The sequence below is a fragment of the Mycobacterium sp. 94-17 genome (assembly GCF_035617725.1).
GTDB lineage: Bacteria > Actinomycetota > Actinomycetes > Mycobacteriales > Mycobacteriaceae > Mycobacterium.
Genome location: NZ_JAPIYN010000008.1, coordinates 61,387 through 80,045 on the forward strand (window position 1 = coordinate 61,387; position 18,659 = coordinate 80,045).

Below are 18,659 nucleotides of genomic sequence, written 5' to 3' on the forward strand. Positions count from 1 at the left end.
TACAGATGATCAAGAACGGCGCCCGGCTCAAAAGCCAGGTTTGCGATACCCAGGTGATCGTGGTGCGCGCCGCGGACTCCCTTGACGATCTGCGCGCCGGGGGAGCCGCAATGGTCAGTATCGACATCGCCGCGGGCCCAGGCCTAGCCATTGATCCCGCGTTCGCCGGAGGCAACACGCTGGGCAAGCGCTATATCAGTGATGACGGTGCCGAGGTGCTGGTGACGAAAGCGGGCGATGGCACACTCAGCGTGGCCAAGAAAGTCCTCACGCTCAAAGAGGCAAAACCGTTGCCGGCCAGCGATTAACACACACCGGACATAGAAGATGACATCGACGATGGATGCTCAGCACCCGATGCGGGGTGCTCGTCAGTTAGGTGACCACCACGGTTGAGTTCGACCGCGCCACTGGGGTAAGCGGCATCGGTGTGTGCGCGGCCGTACCATATCGCGGGCGTCGGTGCCGTGCTGTCGAACATGTATGCCGGCCGAAAAATCGTGTGTCTCAAGCAGTTCGAGCCGGCGTCCTGGCTGAGGCTTGTCACCGATTAGAGAATCAGCTCGGCGATGGTCCTCGCCGCGATGCTCGACCGGACCATCTGCGCACGTTGATTTCGTCAACGCCTACCGCTTGACCGGGGTTGCGCCATGAGTGCTGATCATACAGGTCAACTCAGCTGTATGATCTACTTATTACGGCCTCTTACGGCTTCAGTGGCACCGTGCAGTTCAACACCACGGCTTCGGAGCGACCCTTGATCCTGATTGTGTAGCCCTCGTCGACCATCACGTAAATCGCGTCACCGCGCTTGAGCACACAAGTCTCGTCCGGAAATTCGAACTCCACCATACCGGCCAACACGTACATGAACTGCTCGGCCTGCGTTCCGGCGACATACTCTTCGAATCCAGGCCGCATGACGGTCCGAATCGGCCGAATCGCCAAATGGCCGTCAGGTGCCAGCAACGACATCGCGGCCTGGTTGCCTGACTCGCGCAGCGCCGGAAGACGGTCGCCTCGTACAACACGGCTGCGCCCGGCCGGCGACGGCGGATTCTGCGGGATGAGGTCGTGGATCGAGCCGCCGTAGACCTCGACCAGGCGCGCGAGCTTGAGGAACGTGATGTCGCCCTTGCCGTTCTCGACATGGGACAGAAAAGAGGGCGATATACCGGCGGCTTCACTGGCTGTGGCCAGCGAAAAGCCGCACTGCTGACGCATGGCCTGCAGCTTGCGGCCGAGGCTGATGAGCTCCTGCGGCGAGGGATCGGCCGGCGCGTTGGGCGCCTGCTCGGCCCGGCGCCCGCCGCGACGGCCGCCAACGATATCTCGCACATTGGCATCTTGCATATCGAATGCGGCCTCCGTCATACTGTAACTGTATTCGAAATATCGAAGGCCGTGCAGCCCACACCCGTGCGCCGCGACCGCTTCTGGCCCATCGTAGAGGGAGCCACAACCATGACTCAGGCACAATTGGTGTCCCGCCCCCTGCCGGGTACCCGAGCCGGGCTACCTGTGATCGATGTCGACACGCATGCGGGCGTCTCCTATCTGCACCTGTTCAAGTACCTGTCTCAACGGTGGCGGGAATGGCTCAGTCAAGTCGGCATGCGCGCCGGGACGTCGGTCGCGGGCCAGTTGCCCAGGCAGCGGGCTTTCGCGCACCGGCTGGACACGGTACCGCCCAACGGTATGCCGCCGGGAAGCGACGAGGAATTCGCTCGCGAGCAGCACCTGGATTTCTACGACCTGACCGCGGCGATGCTCAATCCGTTGTCGGTCGACCTGGGCGGCTGGGAACCTGCCGAGCTGGGCCGCGAGTACCAGCGTGCGGTCAACGAGCAGATGCGCGATCACTGGCTCGCCGTCGACAAACGCTGGCACGGCGCAGTCTCGGTCCCCGTCGAACAGCCAGAGCACGCCGCCGCCGAGATTGCGCGGTGCGCTGGAGAGAAGGCCGACGGCGTGCAGTGGGCCCACATCGGACTCCCGTCCCGCACGGATCGACCGATCGGCAACCCTCGTTACTGGCCGATCTTCGAGGCCGCTGAGCACTTCGACATCCCGGTGGCGTTTCACGTCGGCGCCACGCGCAGTAGCCAGGTGACCGCATGCGGGTGGCCCAGCTACTACTTCGAGGATCATGTGGGATTCGCCCAACAGAACTTCAGCCTCGTGCCCAGCATGATCTTCGAGGGTGTCTTCGAGCGGTTCCCGAAGCTCAAGGTGGTGCTCATCGAACTCGGATGGTCATGGGTGCCTGCATTCGCGTGGCGGTTGGACGCCTCCTACCGGGTGATGCACAAAGAGGTGCCGCATCTGACGAAGCTGCCCTCGGAGTATCTGCAAGAGCATTTCTGGTACTCCACCCAGCCGATGGAGGAACCGGAGGATCCGCGCTGGTTCGACGACGTCTTGGCGTACTGCGATCGTTTCGGCATCGGCGACCGGCTGATGTTCTCCTCGGACTATCCGCACTGGGATTTCGATTCGCCTCAAGAAGCCGTGCCCGCCAGCGTGCCGCACGAGACGAAAGCCAAGATTCTCGCCGGAATCGCCAGTGAGCTCTACAACATCCCGCTGCCCAGCGCAGTGGGCTCGTCACCGGTCGCCGAGTCCGCCCGATGACCAGCGCGCTACTGGAAGGCATGACCCGGAACGAGATCTGGCCCGGGCGAATCATCGACGCCGACGTGCACGCCAACGTCGGCTCTGTCGACACCTTGATGCCCTATCTGTCACCGATCTGGCGGCAGTACATCCGTGACCGCGGCTGGTCACAACCCGCCGTACAGCAGACGGTGTACGCCCCCGGATTGCCCATTTCGGCGCGGCCGCAGTGGAAACCCGACGACGGGCGCAAACCCGCCTCGGATCTAAGTCTGGTGCGGGAGCACATCCTGGAACCGTGGGACGTCACGGCAGCGGTTCTGACGTGCTATTACGGTGTCGACTCGATCCGACATCCCGATTTCGCCGCGGCGCTGGCATCGGCGGTCAACGACTGGCTCATCGCCGAGTGGCTGGAGAAGGATTCGCGGCTGCGTGCCTCCATCGTCGTACCGGCCCGCTACCCCGATGACATGGCCCGCGAGATCGACCGCGTCGGCGACCATCCCGGCTTCGTTCAGGTGAACATGCCGGTGCGCAGCGATCGCCTCTACGGCCAGCGGGTCTTCCATCCCGTATTCGACGCGATGGTGCGACACGACCTTGTGATGGGCCTGCACTGGGGCGGCATCACCAACGGCGCGCCCTCGCCGACTGGCTGGCCGTCGTATTACGTCGAAGAGCACGCTGCCGAGATGCAGGTGTACACCGCGCAGATCACCAGCCTGATCGGCGAGGGCGTATTCCAGTCCTTCCCCGACCTCCGGGTAGCGGTCATGGAAGCGGGATTTGCTTTCGTGCCGATCTGGTCCTGGCGGATGGACAAGGAGTGGAAGGGTTTGCGCCGCGAAATCCCCTGGCTGACAAAGTCACCAACGTCTCTGGTGCGTGAGCACATGCGGTTCTCCATCGCACCGTTGGATCTGGGTCCGCTCGAAGAACTGCCGTTCCTGCTGCAGTGGCTGGGCTCAGAGGACCTTCTGATGTTCGGCACCGACTATCCGCACACGCACGACGGGGACCTCGGCGCATTCATCACGGCACTTCCGGAGTCGATGCGCGCCAAGGTCATGTACGACTCGGCGCGCGAATGGTATCGGATCTGAGCACGCGTGTGGATCTCACTCTCGAGTCGGTGCCACGAATTCAATCGCGCCTGTTGCGACCCGGAGCGGAACGTGAGTCCCTGGACCAATACGTTGCGGCGGAAGGTTTGTCGGACGGCCTGAGGGGCGCTGACCTGCTTGCTGCCATCGACAGTGCGGGGTTGGTCGGGCGTGGGGGCGCGGCATTTCCGTTGGCGCGCAAGATCAATGCCGTGAGCGGGTCGGGCAACCCTTGTGTGGTCGTCGCCAACGGTGAGGAGGGGGAGCCGGCGTCGGTGAAGGATCGCTGGCTGCTGCGCCGTCGCCCCCATCTGGTGCTTGACGGATTGTTACGTGTAGCGGATGCGATGTCCGCCGAACGTAGCGTGGTCTACGTCTCCGACGGCGAGGCGGCCCAAAGCATCCGCACAGCGCTGGCTGAGCTGGGCGATAAAGCTTGTAGCACAGAGCTATTCATTGTGGATGCCAGCTATGTCGCCGGCGAGGAGACCTCGGCGGTCCGCGCCATCAACGGTGGCCCCGCGCTGCCCGTCGACAAACCACCGAGGCCGTTCGAATCCGGCGTCGACGATCGGCCGACGTTGGTGTCCAACGTCGAGACGCTGGCGCACGTGTCCTGGATCGCACGCCACGGCGCCGATATGTTCCGCGCGGTGGGGACCCCCAGTTCACCGGGGACCTTCCTGATGACGGTGTCGGGGGCGTGTCGAAGACCGGGTCTTTACGAAGTCCCGCTGGGCATTTCGCTGGGTGAAGCGCTCGATCAGGCCGGCGGCGCCGACGGTGAGCCGCGCGCGTTTCTGATGGGCGGATTCTTCGCCGGAGCCCTCGGCCCGCACGCACTGGACACGCAACTGTGCTACGACGAGCTGCGCGCGCTTGGCAGCGGCTTGGGTTGCGGGGCCGTGGTGGTCATCGGCCCCGATGATTGTGTCGTCGCCGCGATCGCCGATGTCATGGCCTACCTCGCCGGCTCGAGCGCCCAACAATGCGGCGCCTGCATCAGGGGAACGGCGGCGATGAGCGACGTGGCCGCGGCCCTGGGCCGCGGCGAGGCCACCGATGAGCAGCTGGACAAGCTGAGCAACTGGTCGACTCGTCTGCTGCGCCGTGGAGCATGCGGACTGCTGGACGGCGCAGCCTACGTCGCCGCCAGTCTTCTTCGCGAATTTCCTGACACTGTCGATGAGCATCGCCGCGGACCGTGCGCACGCTGCGCGGTCTTGATGCCCGACGTAAAGGCGGGGTTCACCCGCTTCCGGGTGGACGCCAATGAGATGACGAAGGAAGCACTGTGATGAAACTTCACGTCGATGCCACTAAATGCGACGGATACGGAACCTGTGCCGGGATAGCGCCCAAGCTGTTCGAGCTCGACGAATGGGGATTCGCCGTTGTGGTGCCCGACGATATTCCCGAAGACCAAGTCGATCTGGCACGCGAATCTGTGGCGGCATGTCCACGCGTCGCCATCACCATTACCGGCGGAACGGAGTGAATACCATGGCAGAGAACCGCTTCAAGAAACTTCTCGATGAACGCCAATTCCCGACCCAGGTGTGGATGGGGTCGAACAGCGCACTGTTCGCCGAACTTTTCGGCTCGGTCGGGTTTGATTCGGTGGTCATCGACCTTCAGCACGGCGTGTCGGATTACCAGACGATGTACGGCCAGTTCACGGCGTTGTCGGGCACCGGCGCGACTCCGATGGTGCGGGTTCCCTCCGCTGATCCCGCCGGCGTGATGAAGGCGCTGGACGCCGGCTGCTACGGCGTGGTCTGCCCGATGATCGACACCGCCGAGGACACTGCGGACTTCGTTGCTGCGTGCCGCTATCCGCCCGCCGGCATCCGCAGCATGGGACCCGTGCGCGCGGGTCTCACGTCGGGCTATATCGGCGCTGCGAACAACGTCGCCATGACCATCGTCCAGATTGAAACAGTCGCCGGCTACGAAAACGTCGAGGAGATCGCCGCGGTACCGGGTCTCGACGCCATCTACCCGGGACCGGCGGACCTTGCGTTCGCGTTCGGCGAGATTCCGTCGATGGACTTCTCGGATCCAGTCGCCGAAAAACGCCACCGCCGCATCATCGAAGTTGCCCACGACCATGGCGTCAAGGTGGGCTATCCGGCGCAGGTCGGTTTGCCCGGTGGTGAGGCGTCCGCCGAGCGTCTACTGGATTGGGGTGTCGACTGGTTCAGCGTGGGACCGGAGTGGGTGTGGATGAGCGCCGCCGCGCACAAAGCCCGCCAGAGTTGCGTCGATCTGGCCAAATCTCGCCGGGCAGTAGGAGATGGATGATGAGCACTCCCAAGGCGCAGCAGCCGGCCCCGGTCGCCAAGCCGTTGGAGCGCGCCGTGGTGGCGCGGGTGTCCGACGTGCCGCCCGGCAGCCGCATCCTCGTCGAGGTGAACGGCCGCGAGATCGGAATCTTCAATGAAAATGGTCGGTTTCACGCCCTTCTGAACCACTGTCCACACTTGGGCGGTGATCTCTGTCGGGGCGAGATTCTGTCGCTGCTAGAGTCCGACCGCCCCGGTGAGTATCGGCTCGATGAGAGCCGCAAGTTCATAGCCTGCCCGTGGCATGGCTGGGAATTCGACTTGGCGACAGGCCAGTCCTATCTCGACCCGCAGCGCACGCGTACCCGCGTTATTCCGACCGAAGTCGAGCGCGGCACCCAGGTACAAGAGGAACTCGACGCCGGAGTCTCCGCGACGATCCAGGGAAGCTACGGCGGCCCGGGACTGGTGAAGGGCCCCTTCATCGCCGAGGTGGTCAAGGTCGAAATCGACGACGAGTACTTGGTCGTCGTAATGCGCCGGCGCTGAGAAATCTTACCTCTCAACCTAAACAGGAGAAGAAAATGACCGACGACAACATGGGGGTCCGATGACCGTCGCGAGCCTAACGCTGGTCGAGCCCGACAAGCTCAGAGATTTCGCGGTGTCTGTGCTCACCGATCTCGGCTGTCCACCCGAGCACGCGCAGATCGCCGCGGAGGCGATGGTGCGCACCGACCTCCGTGGCACACATACACACGGGATCTACTATCTGCCGACGTACGCCAAGATGCTGCAGGCCGGGGGCATCAACCCGACACCGAATCTTCAGGTGGTGCAAGAGACCACGGCGAGCGCGGTGCTTGATGCTGACGCGGCGCTCGGATCGGTGGCGACGGTGCGCGCATGTGACATCGCTGCGGAAAAGGCCCGCGCCAACGGCGTGGCGTTGGTGCTGATCCGCAACACCAACCACTTCGGAGCTGCGGGGTATTACACGCTCCGGCTGGCCGAGCAGGGCTTCGTCGCCCTTGCCGCGGCAAACGGCGGACCGATCATGGCGCCACCGGGTGCCGGGGCTCGGCTCATCTCCAACCAGCCGACGTCGTGGGCGGCCCCGGATCCCGACGGCAGGGGTCCCGTCGTGCTTGATATGGCGCTCAGCCGCGGAGCGGGCACCAAGATCATGCAGCTGGCGACCCGCGGCGAGCCGATCCCGGGCAACTGGATGGTCGGTCCGGACGGGAATCCGACCAGTGACCCCAGCGTGCTGGCCACCGGTGGCGCGCTGCTGCCGATCGGCGACCATAAGGGCTGGGGGCTGGCGGTCCTCGTCGAGGTCCTGGCGGGGGTTCTCGCAGGCGCGGGCATCACACAGGAATGCCGGATCCACAACTTCGATCCAGACAAGCCAAGTGGCGCAGGAGCCTGGGTGCTGGCGATCGACATCGCTTCGTTCCTTTCGGTGGAGACGTTCCGCGAACGGCTGAGTCAGCTGCGCCGCGAGGTCGACGACGCACCCACTGCGCCTGGGGCGAGTGTGATGTTGCCGGGCGACATCGAGGCACGACGGGAACGGGAAGCCGCCGAGAACGGGTTGGCGTTGGATCCCAGCATCTGGGAGCCGCTGGCGACGTTCGCTGAAAGTGTGGGCCGGCGAGACGATTTGGAGAGGGCGGTGCGCTCATGACCCGCGCTGACGTGGGGACGACGCCCGCATGGGCGGAACTTCCGAACGGGAATGCGGCCGGGGTGTTCGGTGACGACGACCTGCTCGGCAGGCTGAACACGCTCACCCCGGAACGGGTCTTGGCCGCCGCCCGGCTGGTGCAGACCGGTCGCGTGATCAACCTCAACGGCTCGATCCTGGACTGGCCGAATCCAAGTCCGTTCGGCCTGGAGGCGCGGAAACCGCCACAGCATCATGTGACGAAGTACGCCGAGGTGATTCGCGACGAGTACTACGACGGGTTCTACCCGCAAGGCGGATCGCAATGGGACGGCTTCCTGCACGGTGGTGACCCAATGACCAATAAGTTCTACAACAACATCGGCGACGACGTCGGCATCGCCGCCTGGGCCGAGCGCGGGATCGTCGGACGCGGTGTGTTGCTCGACGTGGCGCGGTATCGCGAGAAGGTCGGCGCGCCGAACGTGTGGTGCGAGACCAACGAGATTTCGGTCGACGAGCTGGAGCGGTGCGCTGCCGATCAGGGCGTCACTCCCGATGAGGGCACCATCCTGGCTGTGCGCACCGGCTGGCAAACCGGCTACAAGGCGCTCGACAAGCAGGGCCGCATCGAGCTGGCAAAGGTGGAGAAGGGCCCGCACTGCGTCGGGCTGGAGGCGTCGGCGGAGATGGCGGCACGCATCTGGGACTGGGGTGTGGCCGCCGTCGGAAGCGACAATCCGACGGTGGAGGCCTGGCCGCCGAAGACGATGGATATGCTGCATTTCCATCTGCTGGGCCGTCTCGGGATCCCCTTGGGTGAGTATTGGCTCGTCGATGAACTCGCCGAGGCGTGCGCGGCAGAGCAGCGCTACGAATTCCTTTTCGTCGCAGCGCCGTTGAATGCGCCGGGCGCCGTCGGCTCCACCGCGAACGCGTTGGCGATCTTGTGAGGAGCCGGCGTGGCTGAGGCGGTCGTTGTCGAGGCCGTGCGGTCGCCGATCGGTTAGCGCAATAGTGGGCTCGCGGGTATGCATCCGGGCTCGTTGTCCGCGCAGGTGCGCAACGGATTGGTCCAGCGCACGGGCATCGACCCCGGGATCGTCGACGATGTGATCTGGGGTTGCGTCACTCAGGCCAACGATCAGTCGATGGACATCGCGCGCACCGCTGTGTTGGCTGCGGGCTGGCCGGAAAGCGTCGCCGGTGTGACCGTCGACCGGCGGTGCGGGTCGAGTCAGCAGTCGATTCATTTCGCGGTGGCCGGCGTGGTGGCCGGGCACTACGACGTGGTCGTGGCAGGCGGCGTCGAGTCGATTGACCACGATGCTCTACCCCATGCGCGACAAGGGAATTCAGTACGGTCTGCAGACGATGCGGGAGGGTGGCGGCCAGGCCAACGCCACGATCATTGAGCTGCTGTAGCACTCTTCGGGATGACGAATACGCCGTCGGCTTGCACCGTAGTGGCGTTGTCGCGGTCCGAGATGAGTCCGACGACGAACATCTTCGCCCCGTCGATGCGGTCGACGTGAGCCTCGGCGTGCAACATCCCAAGCCGGGTCGGGCGCACGTAACGCACGGTCAGGGTGCCGGTGACGGCGGGCTGTCCGGACTGCCGCGCCGCCGAGCCGAGAAGGTGGTCGAGGATCAGAGCGCAAACGCCGCCGTGTACCAGACCGGTGGAACCTTCGTACGCCGCGCCCAGTTCGACATCAGCCCAGACTCGGCTGTCAGCGCCACTGCGGATGACAATGGGTGGGGCGATCGGGTTGCGTTCACCGATCACAGCGTTGGTCCACGCCACCAGTTCGCCGTCTAGCGTGCGACGAAGTCCGAAGGTCTGGGGCATCGTGTGCGCACGCAGGCGTGCTGTGGCTGAGTCGAGCGCATCCGTGACTGTCGCGGCGGTGGCGGCGTCGACTTCCGTCCACACGATCGCATCGATCAGCCGCCGCGCCGCATCGGCCATTGATGCGTAGGCCGGCTCGACAGCCTCCCAATCGGGCTGGAGACAGTCGTTATCCGGCACGTGATTCCGCGTTCGTCTCGGGGGCGAGGGCACCACACTCGGTCATACGGGAGAATTTGACCGTATGATCGGCTCGGACCGGTTGTCAAGGCATGCTCGCCGCTACCGACGCGTTGCCCTGCTTGTGTCCGGGCGGTTGCCGAGCCGTCGGAAGAGAAAGTGTCATCGTGAGCAACGGTCGGGCCGTGAATGGTCTACCCATCACCGCGTATCTGGTGCTCGGGGTGCTTGCGACCAACGACGAACAGCTCACCGCCGGCGAAATCAAACTCCGTGCGGAGTTGTCCGTCGGGCATTTTTACTGGTCGCCGTCGGTCAGCCATGTCCGGCGTGAACTGACACGGCTCTTGGCCCGCGATATGGTCACCGAAACGACCGCGCAGTCTGGCAAGCGCACAATGACGCTCTACGAGGCCACCGAGGCTGGCCTTGAAGCGCTCAAGCGTTGGGTGCAGCAGTTGCCCGGATCCGATCAGGTCGTCATCAAGCATCCCGTGATTCTGCGCACCTTCTTGGCCCAGGGGGGCGAGCCCGACCGCATCCTCGAGGCCCTCGATGCCCACCTCGAGGCAACTCGCGCACGTCTCGACGAAGCGTTGTGGACACGTCAACGATCGCGTGACGTGGGTATCGCATCGAACACGAACCTCCGGTTCTCGTTTGCAGTGCTGGACTATTCGATACGCGGCCTCTACGCCGAGATCTCCAACATCGAGCAGCTACGCGACGAGATCGCCAGCGGCACAGGCCAAGATCCCGTGCGGCGGGTGCGGCGACCAAAGGGGCAGCTCCGGCGGCGACGAAGCACGGGATCGGAGGAGTCCGCCCAGCGCGACACCTAGCTCAGGGCACAGGTGCGAACCACCTGTTGTGCGGCGATCTCGTTGCGCCCGATGCGCAACGGTGGTGGTGGCGTGCGGTGAGCGTCTTGTCGACCCCGCCTACGAGCGCCACCTGCTGCGGATCCGCCGTCATCACCCACTCAGCCAGCGGACATACACGTTGGACAACGTGTATGTCCAATTGGCGCGTCGCGTGCTATAAAGAATCAGACAAGTGTGTTGATTAATGCCCGCGTTATCTGATTCGCATCCGGGGAGGGGATCGTGACCGTGAACCGCGGAGCAGCCGGGGCGAGACGAGCCGTCGTCATCGGCGCCAGCATCGGTGGCCTGTGCGCCGCGCGAGCGTTGCAGGGGCGATACGCCAAAGTCACTATTCTCGAAGCGGATTCGTTACCTCAGGTGCCTGCGGGCCGGCGCGGCACCCCGCAGGCCTGGCATAACCACTTCTTGCTGGCGGCGGGCCGAGAAGCGATCGAGAGCCTTTTCCCGGGTTTCACCGACCGCCTCGTGGAAAACGGGGGCTGCGAAATCGACCCCGGTATGCAGGCCGCCAACTGCCTGATCAACGGCTGGGGGGCCCGCTCGCAGACGCCCATGCGCATGTACTTCGCCTCCCGGCCGATGGTCGAGCTGACCATTCGAGCGTTCGTCGACGCCGACCCCGCTATCACCCTCGTCGAAGGCGCCCGGGTGGATGGCCTGCTGGCCCAACATGATTCGGACGGGCACGTGGTGACCGGTGTGACCTATCGCGACGCCGAGGGTCAGACACGCGTTTTGGCCGCCGATTTCGTCATTGATGCCGCGGGCAGAGGCAGTCGGGCCGCCTCCTGGATGAAGGAGCTCGGCGCCGAACCCGAGGAACTGACCCTCGACGCCAAGGTGAGCTACTCGTCGCGCTGGTACAAGTGGCCAGCCCAGGATCTTCCCTGGTATCGCTTCTTGACCACGTTTCCGGACCCCAATCCCGACGCTCCCGAACCCCACCAGTACCTGTGCTCAGTGTTTCCCATCGAGAACGACTCGTTCATCGCGGTGATGGGCTCCTGGGGGTTGAGCATGCCCACCGACGTCGAGTCCTACGAGAGCGCGGCGGCCAAGACTCGCACTCGTGAATTCTCGCGACTCCTCACCGCATCGGAGCCGATCAGCGGGGTGCACCACACGCGATCGACTCGCAACATCTGGAGGAGATTCGACCGCCTGGACAACCCGCCACGTGGGTTCATCGCGCTCGGTGACGCCGTATGCGCATTCAATCCGATCTATGGGCAAGGGATGTCATGTGCCGCGACTGCTGCGGTCATGGCCCGCAAGCTGTTTGACAGGATCGATCCGACTTCACCCCAGTTCGCGAAGACGTTCTACGCGGAGCAGGCCGGTTTCCTGAAGGGAGCGTGGGCTCTGGCGCTTAGTCGCGACGGCGGATATCCCCAGGCATCGGGAAGCGAGGCACTCCCCGACGGATTCCGGAAGAGGCTGATGCGCAAGACCACGTGGCCGATATTTCATTTCGTCTCGCAAGCCTGTTGGGAGGACGAGGTGATTCACACGCATTTCGACCGAGTCTATAACCTGCAGGAGTCGGTGTTCGATTTGATCAAGAATCCACGCGTGTTGGGCGGACTCGCCCGCTATGGCATCCGAAATGCGTTGGGGTTGAGCAAGATCCCACCGCCGGTTGCGCCCGAATTGCCCCCACCCGATACCGACTACACCGAGATGCGCGCCAAGGCGATGGGTAAAGCGTCTGTTCTGCAATGACCTTCGCTGTCCGCGTCCATCGGCGACACCAGGAGAGTCGAGTAATCAATGAACACATGTACCGCCGACTTCGCCCGCCTCACAGCACCACTTGAGGGCATTCGCTGTGACGGCAATCCCTTCATCAGCTTTCACAACCCCTTCGGACTTCAGAACTGGACGTTCCCGGTCATCGAGCTGCTCTTGGTGACCGGGGCGCTCGCATGCCTTGTTCACGCCCTGCGATGGCAACGACGCCAGGGGGATTCGTCGAATGTTGTTGTCTGGTGTTCGCTTGTCCTGGCATTGCTGTTGGTCGAGCCGATCACGTACTTTCCCCACTGGTTCGGGCTGGACAAGCAGATGGGCCTGGTATTCGTCCATGGGCAGTTCTCCGTGCAGTTCCTCTACAACCGTCTGCCGCTGTACATCGTGGCGATGTATCCGGTGTTCGGATACATCGCCTACGTAATCGTGCAGCGCACCGGCATCTTCAAAAAGTTCAACGCATTCGTGAGTGGCACGTGTGTGGCGTTTGTGTTCTTGGCCCTGTTCGAAGTCATCGACACGGTCGGCCCGCAATGGCGCTGGTGGGTGTGGAACACTGAACTGCCTTCCTCGCAGCCATCTTTGGGTGTGGTCCCGTATGCCAGCTTGCAAGGCTTTTCGTTGCTCATGCCGTTCGCGATCGCGTTCATAGCACGTCTGCTCGCCAAACCGGCGCGCCGACGTGGGTGGCAATTGGCGCGCGACATCGTTGTCGTCAGCTTGGGTGTGTGGCCGCTGATGCTGCTCAACAACATGCTGTCGCTGGTCTTCGGGATCGGCACGTCCCCACAAACCGGACGATTCATCGCGACGTGGCTCCTGGTCGTCGGGGCTGCGTCGGTCAGCGCCTACGCCTTCGTCGGTACCTATCGAGCACGCAAACAGGACCCATCGTTGGTCCCCGACTCAGCACACGGCGACTACTTCGCGGCCGTGTGCGTCGGCATCTACCTCGTGTTCGGAGTCATGTTCTGGGTGGCCGCCCTGCCCGACTACCTTGCCGCAGTAGACGGTGTCACCCCGCACGGGGATCCGACGGGCTCGCTGACCTTTGGTGTGGTCAATCTTGCGGCGTCAGCGCTGCTCACCTGCGGCGCTTACGTAGGCACGCTGGGCAACGACACTCCGGCGACCAGATCGCCTGCGTCACGGGCGACCGCGGGGAAAAGCGGTCGGCCGGCTGCCAAATCGGGCAGCCATCAGGATCGACGGCGGGCAGGCGCGGACTCGGTGTAGGCGTCCGAGCGTGGCACCTGCGAGAAAACGACTGGCATCGATTCATCCTCGGAGTCCAAACCCCCGAACATACATATTTCTATCGCTGTATGATCTAAAGCGCTCGGATAGGCCCGGCCGACGGGCGTCGACGATGACATGGAGGCGTGCACTGTGACGGATACGTCAATGAAAACCGGTTCCGATCACGCACTGGTCGAGCAGCGCGGCTCGACTCTGATCGTGACGATGAATCGACCCGAGGCGCGAAATGCGCTGACGGCGGAGATGTTGGAGATCATGGTGGCCGCGTGGGACCGCGTCGACAACGACCCTGACATCCGCAGCTGCGTTCTGACCGGGGCCGGTGGCTACTTCTGCGCAGGGGCAGACCTGAAGAACCTCATCAAGCAGGATCCGGGAAGCCAATTCTCCAGCGGCGCGTTCGACCCTACGCGAATCGACGGCCTTCTGAAAGGGCGTCGGCTCACCAAGCCGTTGATCGCCGCGGTTGAGGGCCCGGCGGTGGCTGGCGGGACCGAGATCTTGCAGGGTACCGATATCAGGGTTGCCGGCGAGAGCGCGATATTCGGTGTCTCCGAGGCGAAGTGGAGTCTCTACCCGATGGGTGGCTCCGCGGTGCGGCTCGTCCGTCAGATCCCCTACACGATCGCCTGTGAGATATTGCTGACGGGTCGCCATATCTCGGCTGCGGAGGCCAAGGAGTTCGGCCTGATCGGACATGTCGTTCCCGACGGTCACGCCTTGACCAAGGCTCTGGAAATCGCTGAGGTCATTGGTAATAACGGGCCGATCGCTGTGAAGCAGATTCTCAAGACGATTCGCGAAACCGAATGCATGCATGAAAACGAAGCGTTCACACCCGACACGATGAACGGCATCGAGGTCTTCGTCAGCGAGGACGCCAAGGAGGGTCCCCGGGCGTTCAAGGAGAGGCGGACGCCGCAGTTCCAGAACCGATGAATCACGTTATGTCACACGACCACAGCTCTATGTCGTTGCCGCCCTTGGAGCTGGGAGCCTGAGAATTTTCAGCACAGCTCGACTGCCGCGAGGTGGAGGCGACTTGTACGACTGACAGCAAGCTTCGGCCATCTGCGTGTTGGTCGGTAGCGCCGGTGACTCCGACGGCTCCCGGGATGCGAGAGGTCCAGCGAGAGCAAACCTTCCCGTGACCGGGCGCTTCGTGATATACGTATGGCCATCCCCCCATGCTCCCACTAATAGATGCGCGGTCGGGGGCAGCGGTTTTGGCCGCTCGTCGCGGAGTGGCTGTGGAGAAAGGATTTGGAATGCCTGAGTTAGGCAACAGGATGGCGAAGCGAGTAGGGCTAGCTCTCGCAGCGGTGGGCGCGGCGCACTTTGCGATACCTGGGCGGCTCGAGCCCGCCGTTGCGCCGGCGTTTCCTGTCAACACGCGGAACGTGTGTTGGTGAACGGGGGTATCGAGACGGTCCTAAGGGCTAGGTGTCGTGACAGCTAGGACTCACCGTTCAGAGGATGCGACGTCTGGTGGTGGCCGGTCCAGCCGGCTACGTGGCTTACATGGCTGCAACGCAATTCGTCATCGTTGGCGAAGGTGAGACCGGACTGGCCAGCCCTCCGCGCAGGCCGCGCGCAGATTACGTCGCGAACGCATCTGGGCCCCAACCGTTGCAACTAGCTCCTTTGTCGTTCGCTGTCCAGGTGGACAGGTACATCATCATCCCAGGGTTGACGCGACACCGTATCGGCAATCCTGATGTAACCGCTCTCGAATTCGCCTGTAGCAGCATCGAATAGACGATATCGCTGACGCTGTTGATGGATCGGCTGGGCGTCGAGCAGGATCACCCGCACCTCGCCGGGATCGAATGCACAACGCTGTTGCAGGGCGTTGATGAGCTGTTCGCCATGCATGTGGCCGTCGCCGAAATTCCATCCGATGACGGTGCTGCAGAGTCGTTCACCGTCGACGATCTCGTAGTCGTTCTCGTCCTTGTCGAACAGCACCCGGTGGACAAGGGTGAACAGCGCCCGTCCGTGAGTGTTCATCGCACGGAAGGCGAATCCTTGGTATGTGGCGACCTCAGCTTGGTCCTCTCCGAAGAGCCTCTCAAGTTGTTCTGGTGGCATGCTGGGCACCGACCACACGCCAGCGTCGAGTTTGGCCTGCGCGGAGGGCGTTAGACACCACATGGTGGTGTCCCAGTTGCCGGCGTAATAGCGCATTCCGGGCAGGAACGCGATTTTGCGCGGGTACAGGTTGCCCAGCACCACCGTACCGGCGCTGACGGCGAACAACAGCGCGACGGGGAAGGGGTTGGTGATGGCTCGCAGACCCCAAGTGGGATGCGCGACAAACAGTGTGATGACACCAAAGATCATGAACACATTCCACTCCAGGGGAACCCCCATCGGGATGGACGAGAGGATCCCAAGGTGGAAGATGACCATCACGGTGGCCGCGATGGTGGTGACCCAGTTTCCGGTGCTGAAGAACAAGGCCAGCGGAACGAGCATCTCGACGGCGGTGCTGATGTGCGCGAAAACACGGGCCAGCCGACCAGGTCGCATGTCGTCGGGGAACTTCTCGAAGAACATGCGTTTGAGCGCTTTGGGGCGAACCACCGGGCTGTTGGACATCATCGTCGACATCACGAAAGGAAAGTGGTGATTGAGCTTTGAGGTGGCGGCACCCAGCCAGATCACCAAGAAGATGAGTTTGGCGGCCACGATCATGTCGACACCGCCGAACAAGAAGGTCACCGTCAAGGGGGCATAGACCTCGCCGCGAGCGGCAAGGAAGATCACCTTGTCGCGGAGACCGGCGACCGCCAGCAGGCCAAGGATCGTGGCGATCTGCCATACCGGTAGCAGGCCCACCCCGGTATTCAGCGATGCGACCGGCCCGGCGCCGTCACTGAAAATCGTCCAGCCCAACATGGCCATTAACGCAATGTAGAGCGCGACGTCGAATGGGGTGCGATCCGTGCCTCTGGTCAACGGGATCCACCGCGGCCACGGGGGAAGCCGGATCGTTCCGGGCCGCACCCAGTAGATGATGGATCCCATGGGCGGCATGATGCGGTTGTTCAGTGGGCCGAATCCGCAACCGAGCCCGATCACTTCGAAGAGCATGGTGTACAGCACGACCTTCTGAAAAACAATGGGCTCGGTCCACCAGGTCCCCACGTCCGTGAAGCCGTCGATGCCCTTGGTCGTCAGGACCACTAGCCATCCGCCCAGGATGTAGAGGCAGATCTTGAGGACATAGAACAAGTGAAGTGCCACCGGGGTGCCGAACCCCACCTCAGCCCAATGGCGAGTGATGGGACGAATTCGTTGTGCGCGGGAACCCTTGCGCCACTCGACAAGATCCAGCTCGGGCACGACTTGCTTGAAAAAACTCATTACCGCACCTCCACGCGGACGACCTAGTTCGCCGAACTTCCGTTCGACGGGCAACACTCGCTAGACATAATAGAGCCAGCGTCTACCCATAGGGTAGTCTCCCGCCACAGCCAATCGCTGTGAGCTATCGCTTGCCGACTGAATGCCCTTGGGCCGTCATGGCGCATTTCATGCCGCTTGTTGACGAGACCAGTACCTCGCCATACGCTGATCGATCAGGCGTATGGTCTGTGCCCGTTCGCACTGCACAACCGGCGGCTGGCATCACAATCGCGGCGTAGGCGCCGAGAAGGTGCCGAGAAGGGTGTGGATCACTATGCGGAGCGTTGTTATCGATACACCCGGACAAGTCCGTGTCGAATCGCGGCCTGATCCAGAACTGTCAGGGTCTGACGGCGCCATTGTCCAGGTCAGCGCCGCGGCGATATGCGGGTCGGACTTGCATTTCTACGACGGCGAGCGCCTTTGGTCTTCATGTGTCGACCTGCTTTCGGTCGTGGCTGTGCGATGGTGTCAGGGCCTGTCCGACGAGACGACCCACATCGAGTAGTACTGCGAGCCACCGCCGTAGGCGTGGCCCAGCGCGGTTCGGGCGCCCTCGACCTGGTGCTCGCCGGCCTTGCCCATGACTTGGATTGCCGATTCGGCGAACCGGATGAGACCCGAGGCGCCAATGGGATTGGAGCAGAGCACTCCCCCGGAGGGGTTGACGGGCAGTCTGCCGCCGATCGACGTCTCGCCGGCCTCGGTGAGTTTCCAGCCCTCGCCGTGGGCAGTGAAACCGAGGTTTTCGAGGTGGATGGGTTCGAACCAGGAGAACGGCACGTAGATCTCGGCGACATCGATCTCATCGATGGGGCTGGTGATTCCGGCGGCTTTCCACAATGCGGCAGCCGCTTCGCGGCCTGAGTGTGTGTTGACCTGGTCGCGACCGGCGAAGATCACCGGCTCCGTACGCAACGAGGTGGCACGGATCCAGGCGATGGGGTGTCCTTCGGCGATGCGCTTGTCGGCGAGCTGCTCGTCGCCGATAACGAGCGCGCAGGCGCCATCGGAGGAGGGACAGGTTTCATCGAATCGGATCGGGTCCCACAACATCATCGATGACATCACCTTGTCCAGCGTGATGTCGGGCTGGTGCAGATGAGCCAGCGGATTGCGCGACCCGTTGAGCCGGTCCTTGACCGCCACCATCGCGCCGATGTTGTCGGGTGCACCGGATCGCCGGATGTATGCGCGCACGTGCGGCGCGAAATAACCGCCCGCACCCGCGCCCACCGGCTTCATGAATGGCACAGGTATCGAAAGTGCCCACATCGCGTCGGATTCGGATTGCTTCTCCCACGCCATCGCCAACACCCGGCGGTATTTGCCGGACTGCACGAGGCTTGCCGCGACCACACCGGTGGACCCACCCACCGAACCCGCGGTGTGCACCCGGATCAGGGGCTTGCCCACGGCGCCGACTGCGTCGGCCATGAACAGCTCGGGCATCATCGAGCCCTCGAACAGGTCGGGCGCCTTGCCGACGACGACAGCGTCGATGTCGGACATCGTCGCGCCAGAGTCGGCCAATGCCTTATCGATTGCTTCGCGCACCAGTCCGTTCATCGATACGTCTTTGCGCTTGGCTACGTACTTGGTCTGCCCGGTACCCAGCACCGCGGCGAGGCGCTTGCTCATCGC

At 63.3% G+C, this 18,659-nt stretch carries 17 protein-coding genes and 2 pseudogenes; 15 read left to right on the forward strand and 4 right to left on the reverse strand.

From position 1 onward, the window contains the following. Positions 1-5 precede the first annotated feature (5 nt). Positions 6-308, forward strand: a complete 303-nt coding sequence (locus tag OQ789_RS11665) for a hypothetical protein (RefSeq protein WP_324685877.1) — start codon at positions 6-8, stop codon at positions 306-308. 397 nt (positions 309-705) lie between these two features. Here OQ789_RS11665 and OQ789_RS11670 read toward each other — a convergent pair whose 3' ends face one another. Further along, the gene (locus tag OQ789_RS11670) at positions 706-1,479 is read right to left on the reverse strand and encodes a helix-turn-helix domain-containing protein (protein ID WP_324685879.1); all 774 of its coding nucleotides are present in this window, start codon (positions 1,477-1,479) and stop codon (positions 706-708) included. Here OQ789_RS11670 and OQ789_RS11675 point away from each other — a divergent pair. From OQ789_RS11675 to OQ789_RS11715, 9 genes and pseudogenes are all read left to right on the forward strand, one after another. After that, positions 1,465-2,634, forward strand: coding sequence for an amidohydrolase family protein (locus OQ789_RS11675; RefSeq protein ID WP_324685880.1), 1,170 nt, complete (start codon positions 1,465-1,467; stop codon positions 2,632-2,634). The two genes, OQ789_RS11670 and OQ789_RS11675, sit on opposite strands and share 15 nt — an antisense overlap. Further along, positions 2,631-3,722 (forward strand): amidohydrolase family protein, encoded by a 1,092-nt coding sequence (locus OQ789_RS11680; protein ID WP_324685882.1) that lies wholly within the window; start codon positions 2,631-2,633, stop codon positions 3,720-3,722. The genes OQ789_RS11675 and OQ789_RS11680 overlap by 4 nt, the downstream gene beginning before the upstream one ends. Continuing rightward, positions 3,719-5,020, forward strand: coding sequence for an NADH-ubiquinone oxidoreductase-F iron-sulfur binding region domain-containing protein (locus tag OQ789_RS11685; RefSeq protein ID WP_420716105.1), 1,302 nt, complete (start codon positions 3,719-3,721; stop codon positions 5,018-5,020). The genes OQ789_RS11680 and OQ789_RS11685 overlap by 4 nt, the downstream gene beginning before the upstream one ends. Further along, positions 5,020-5,220, forward strand: a complete 201-nt coding sequence (locus tag OQ789_RS11690; RefSeq protein WP_324685884.1) for a ferredoxin — start codon at positions 5,020-5,022, stop codon at positions 5,218-5,220. Before OQ789_RS11685 ends, OQ789_RS11690 begins: the two co-directional genes overlap by 1 nt. A 5-nt stretch (positions 5,221-5,225) precedes the next feature. Continuing rightward, positions 5,226-6,026, forward strand: a complete 801-nt coding sequence (locus OQ789_RS11695; RefSeq protein WP_324685885.1) for an HpcH/HpaI aldolase family protein — start codon at positions 5,226-5,228, stop codon at positions 6,024-6,026. Then, positions 6,026-6,556, forward strand: a complete 531-nt coding sequence (locus tag OQ789_RS11700) for a Rieske (2Fe-2S) protein (RefSeq protein WP_324685886.1) — start codon at positions 6,026-6,028, stop codon at positions 6,554-6,556. Before OQ789_RS11695 ends, OQ789_RS11700 begins: the two co-directional genes overlap by 1 nt. A gap of 61 nt (positions 6,557-6,617) precedes the next feature. Beyond that, complete coding sequence (locus tag OQ789_RS11705; RefSeq protein WP_324685887.1) at positions 6,618-7,697, forward strand: Ldh family oxidoreductase; 1,080 nt, start codon at positions 6,618-6,620, stop codon at positions 7,695-7,697. After that, positions 7,694-8,629 carry a cyclase family protein gene (locus OQ789_RS11710; RefSeq protein WP_324685888.1) on the forward strand — a complete coding sequence of 312 codons (936 nt, stop codon included), beginning with the start codon at positions 7,694-7,696 and terminating at the stop codon, positions 8,627-8,629. Before OQ789_RS11705 ends, OQ789_RS11710 begins: the two co-directional genes overlap by 4 nt. Positions 8,630-8,707: 78 nt before the next feature. Further along, positions 8,708-8,995: pseudogene (locus tag OQ789_RS11715) on the forward strand (acetyl-CoA C-acetyltransferase); the annotation flags it as partial. An 89-nt stretch (positions 8,996-9,084) separates the two neighbouring features. On the opposite strand, the gene OQ789_RS11720 reads toward OQ789_RS11715, so the two are convergent. Continuing rightward, a complete protein-coding gene (locus tag OQ789_RS11720) occupies positions 9,085-9,708 on the reverse strand; it encodes a PaaI family thioesterase (RefSeq protein WP_324685890.1) in 624 nt (207 codons plus the stop codon). 92 nt (positions 9,709-9,800) lie between these two features. Between OQ789_RS11720 and OQ789_RS11725 the strand changes: the two genes are divergently transcribed. From OQ789_RS11725 to OQ789_RS11740, 4 genes are all read left to right on the forward strand, one after another. Next, positions 9,801-10,550 (forward strand): MarR family transcriptional regulator, encoded by a 750-nt coding sequence (locus OQ789_RS11725; RefSeq protein WP_324685893.1) that lies wholly within the window; start codon positions 9,801-9,803, stop codon positions 10,548-10,550. 264 nt (positions 10,551-10,814) lie between these two features. After that, positions 10,815-12,317: an FAD-dependent oxidoreductase gene (locus OQ789_RS11730; RefSeq protein WP_324685895.1), complete on the forward strand. Its 1,503-nt coding sequence runs from the start codon at positions 10,815-10,817 to the stop codon at positions 12,315-12,317. Between the two features lie 48 nt (positions 12,318-12,365). Then, complete coding sequence (locus OQ789_RS11735) at positions 12,366-13,580, forward strand: hypothetical protein (RefSeq protein WP_324685897.1); 1,215 nt, start codon at positions 12,366-12,368, stop codon at positions 13,578-13,580. Positions 13,581-13,748: 168 nt separating this feature from the next. After that, positions 13,749-14,543, forward strand: coding sequence for a crotonase/enoyl-CoA hydratase family protein (locus OQ789_RS11740; protein WP_324685899.1), 795 nt, complete (start codon positions 13,749-13,751; stop codon positions 14,541-14,543). Between the two features lie 696 nt (positions 14,544-15,239). On the opposite strand, the gene OQ789_RS11745 is transcribed toward OQ789_RS11740, so the two are convergent. Then, positions 15,240-16,973, reverse strand: coding sequence for a DUF3556 domain-containing protein (locus tag OQ789_RS11745; protein WP_324685900.1), 1,734 nt, complete (start codon positions 16,971-16,973; stop codon positions 15,240-15,242). 316 nt (positions 16,974-17,289) lie between these two features. On the opposite strand from OQ789_RS11745, the pseudogene OQ789_RS11750 reads away from it, so the two are divergent. Next, positions 17,290-17,433, forward strand: a pseudogene (locus tag OQ789_RS11750) (dehydrogenase); the annotation flags it as partial. Between the two features lie 53 nt (positions 17,434-17,486). On the opposite strand, the gene OQ789_RS11755 reads toward OQ789_RS11750, so the two are convergent. Further along, the gene (locus tag OQ789_RS11755; RefSeq protein ID WP_324685901.1) at positions 17,487-18,656 is read right to left on the reverse strand and encodes a thiolase domain-containing protein; all 1,170 of its coding nucleotides are present in this window, start codon (positions 18,654-18,656) and stop codon (positions 17,487-17,489) included. Between the last annotated feature and the right edge of the window lie 3 nt (positions 18,657-18,659).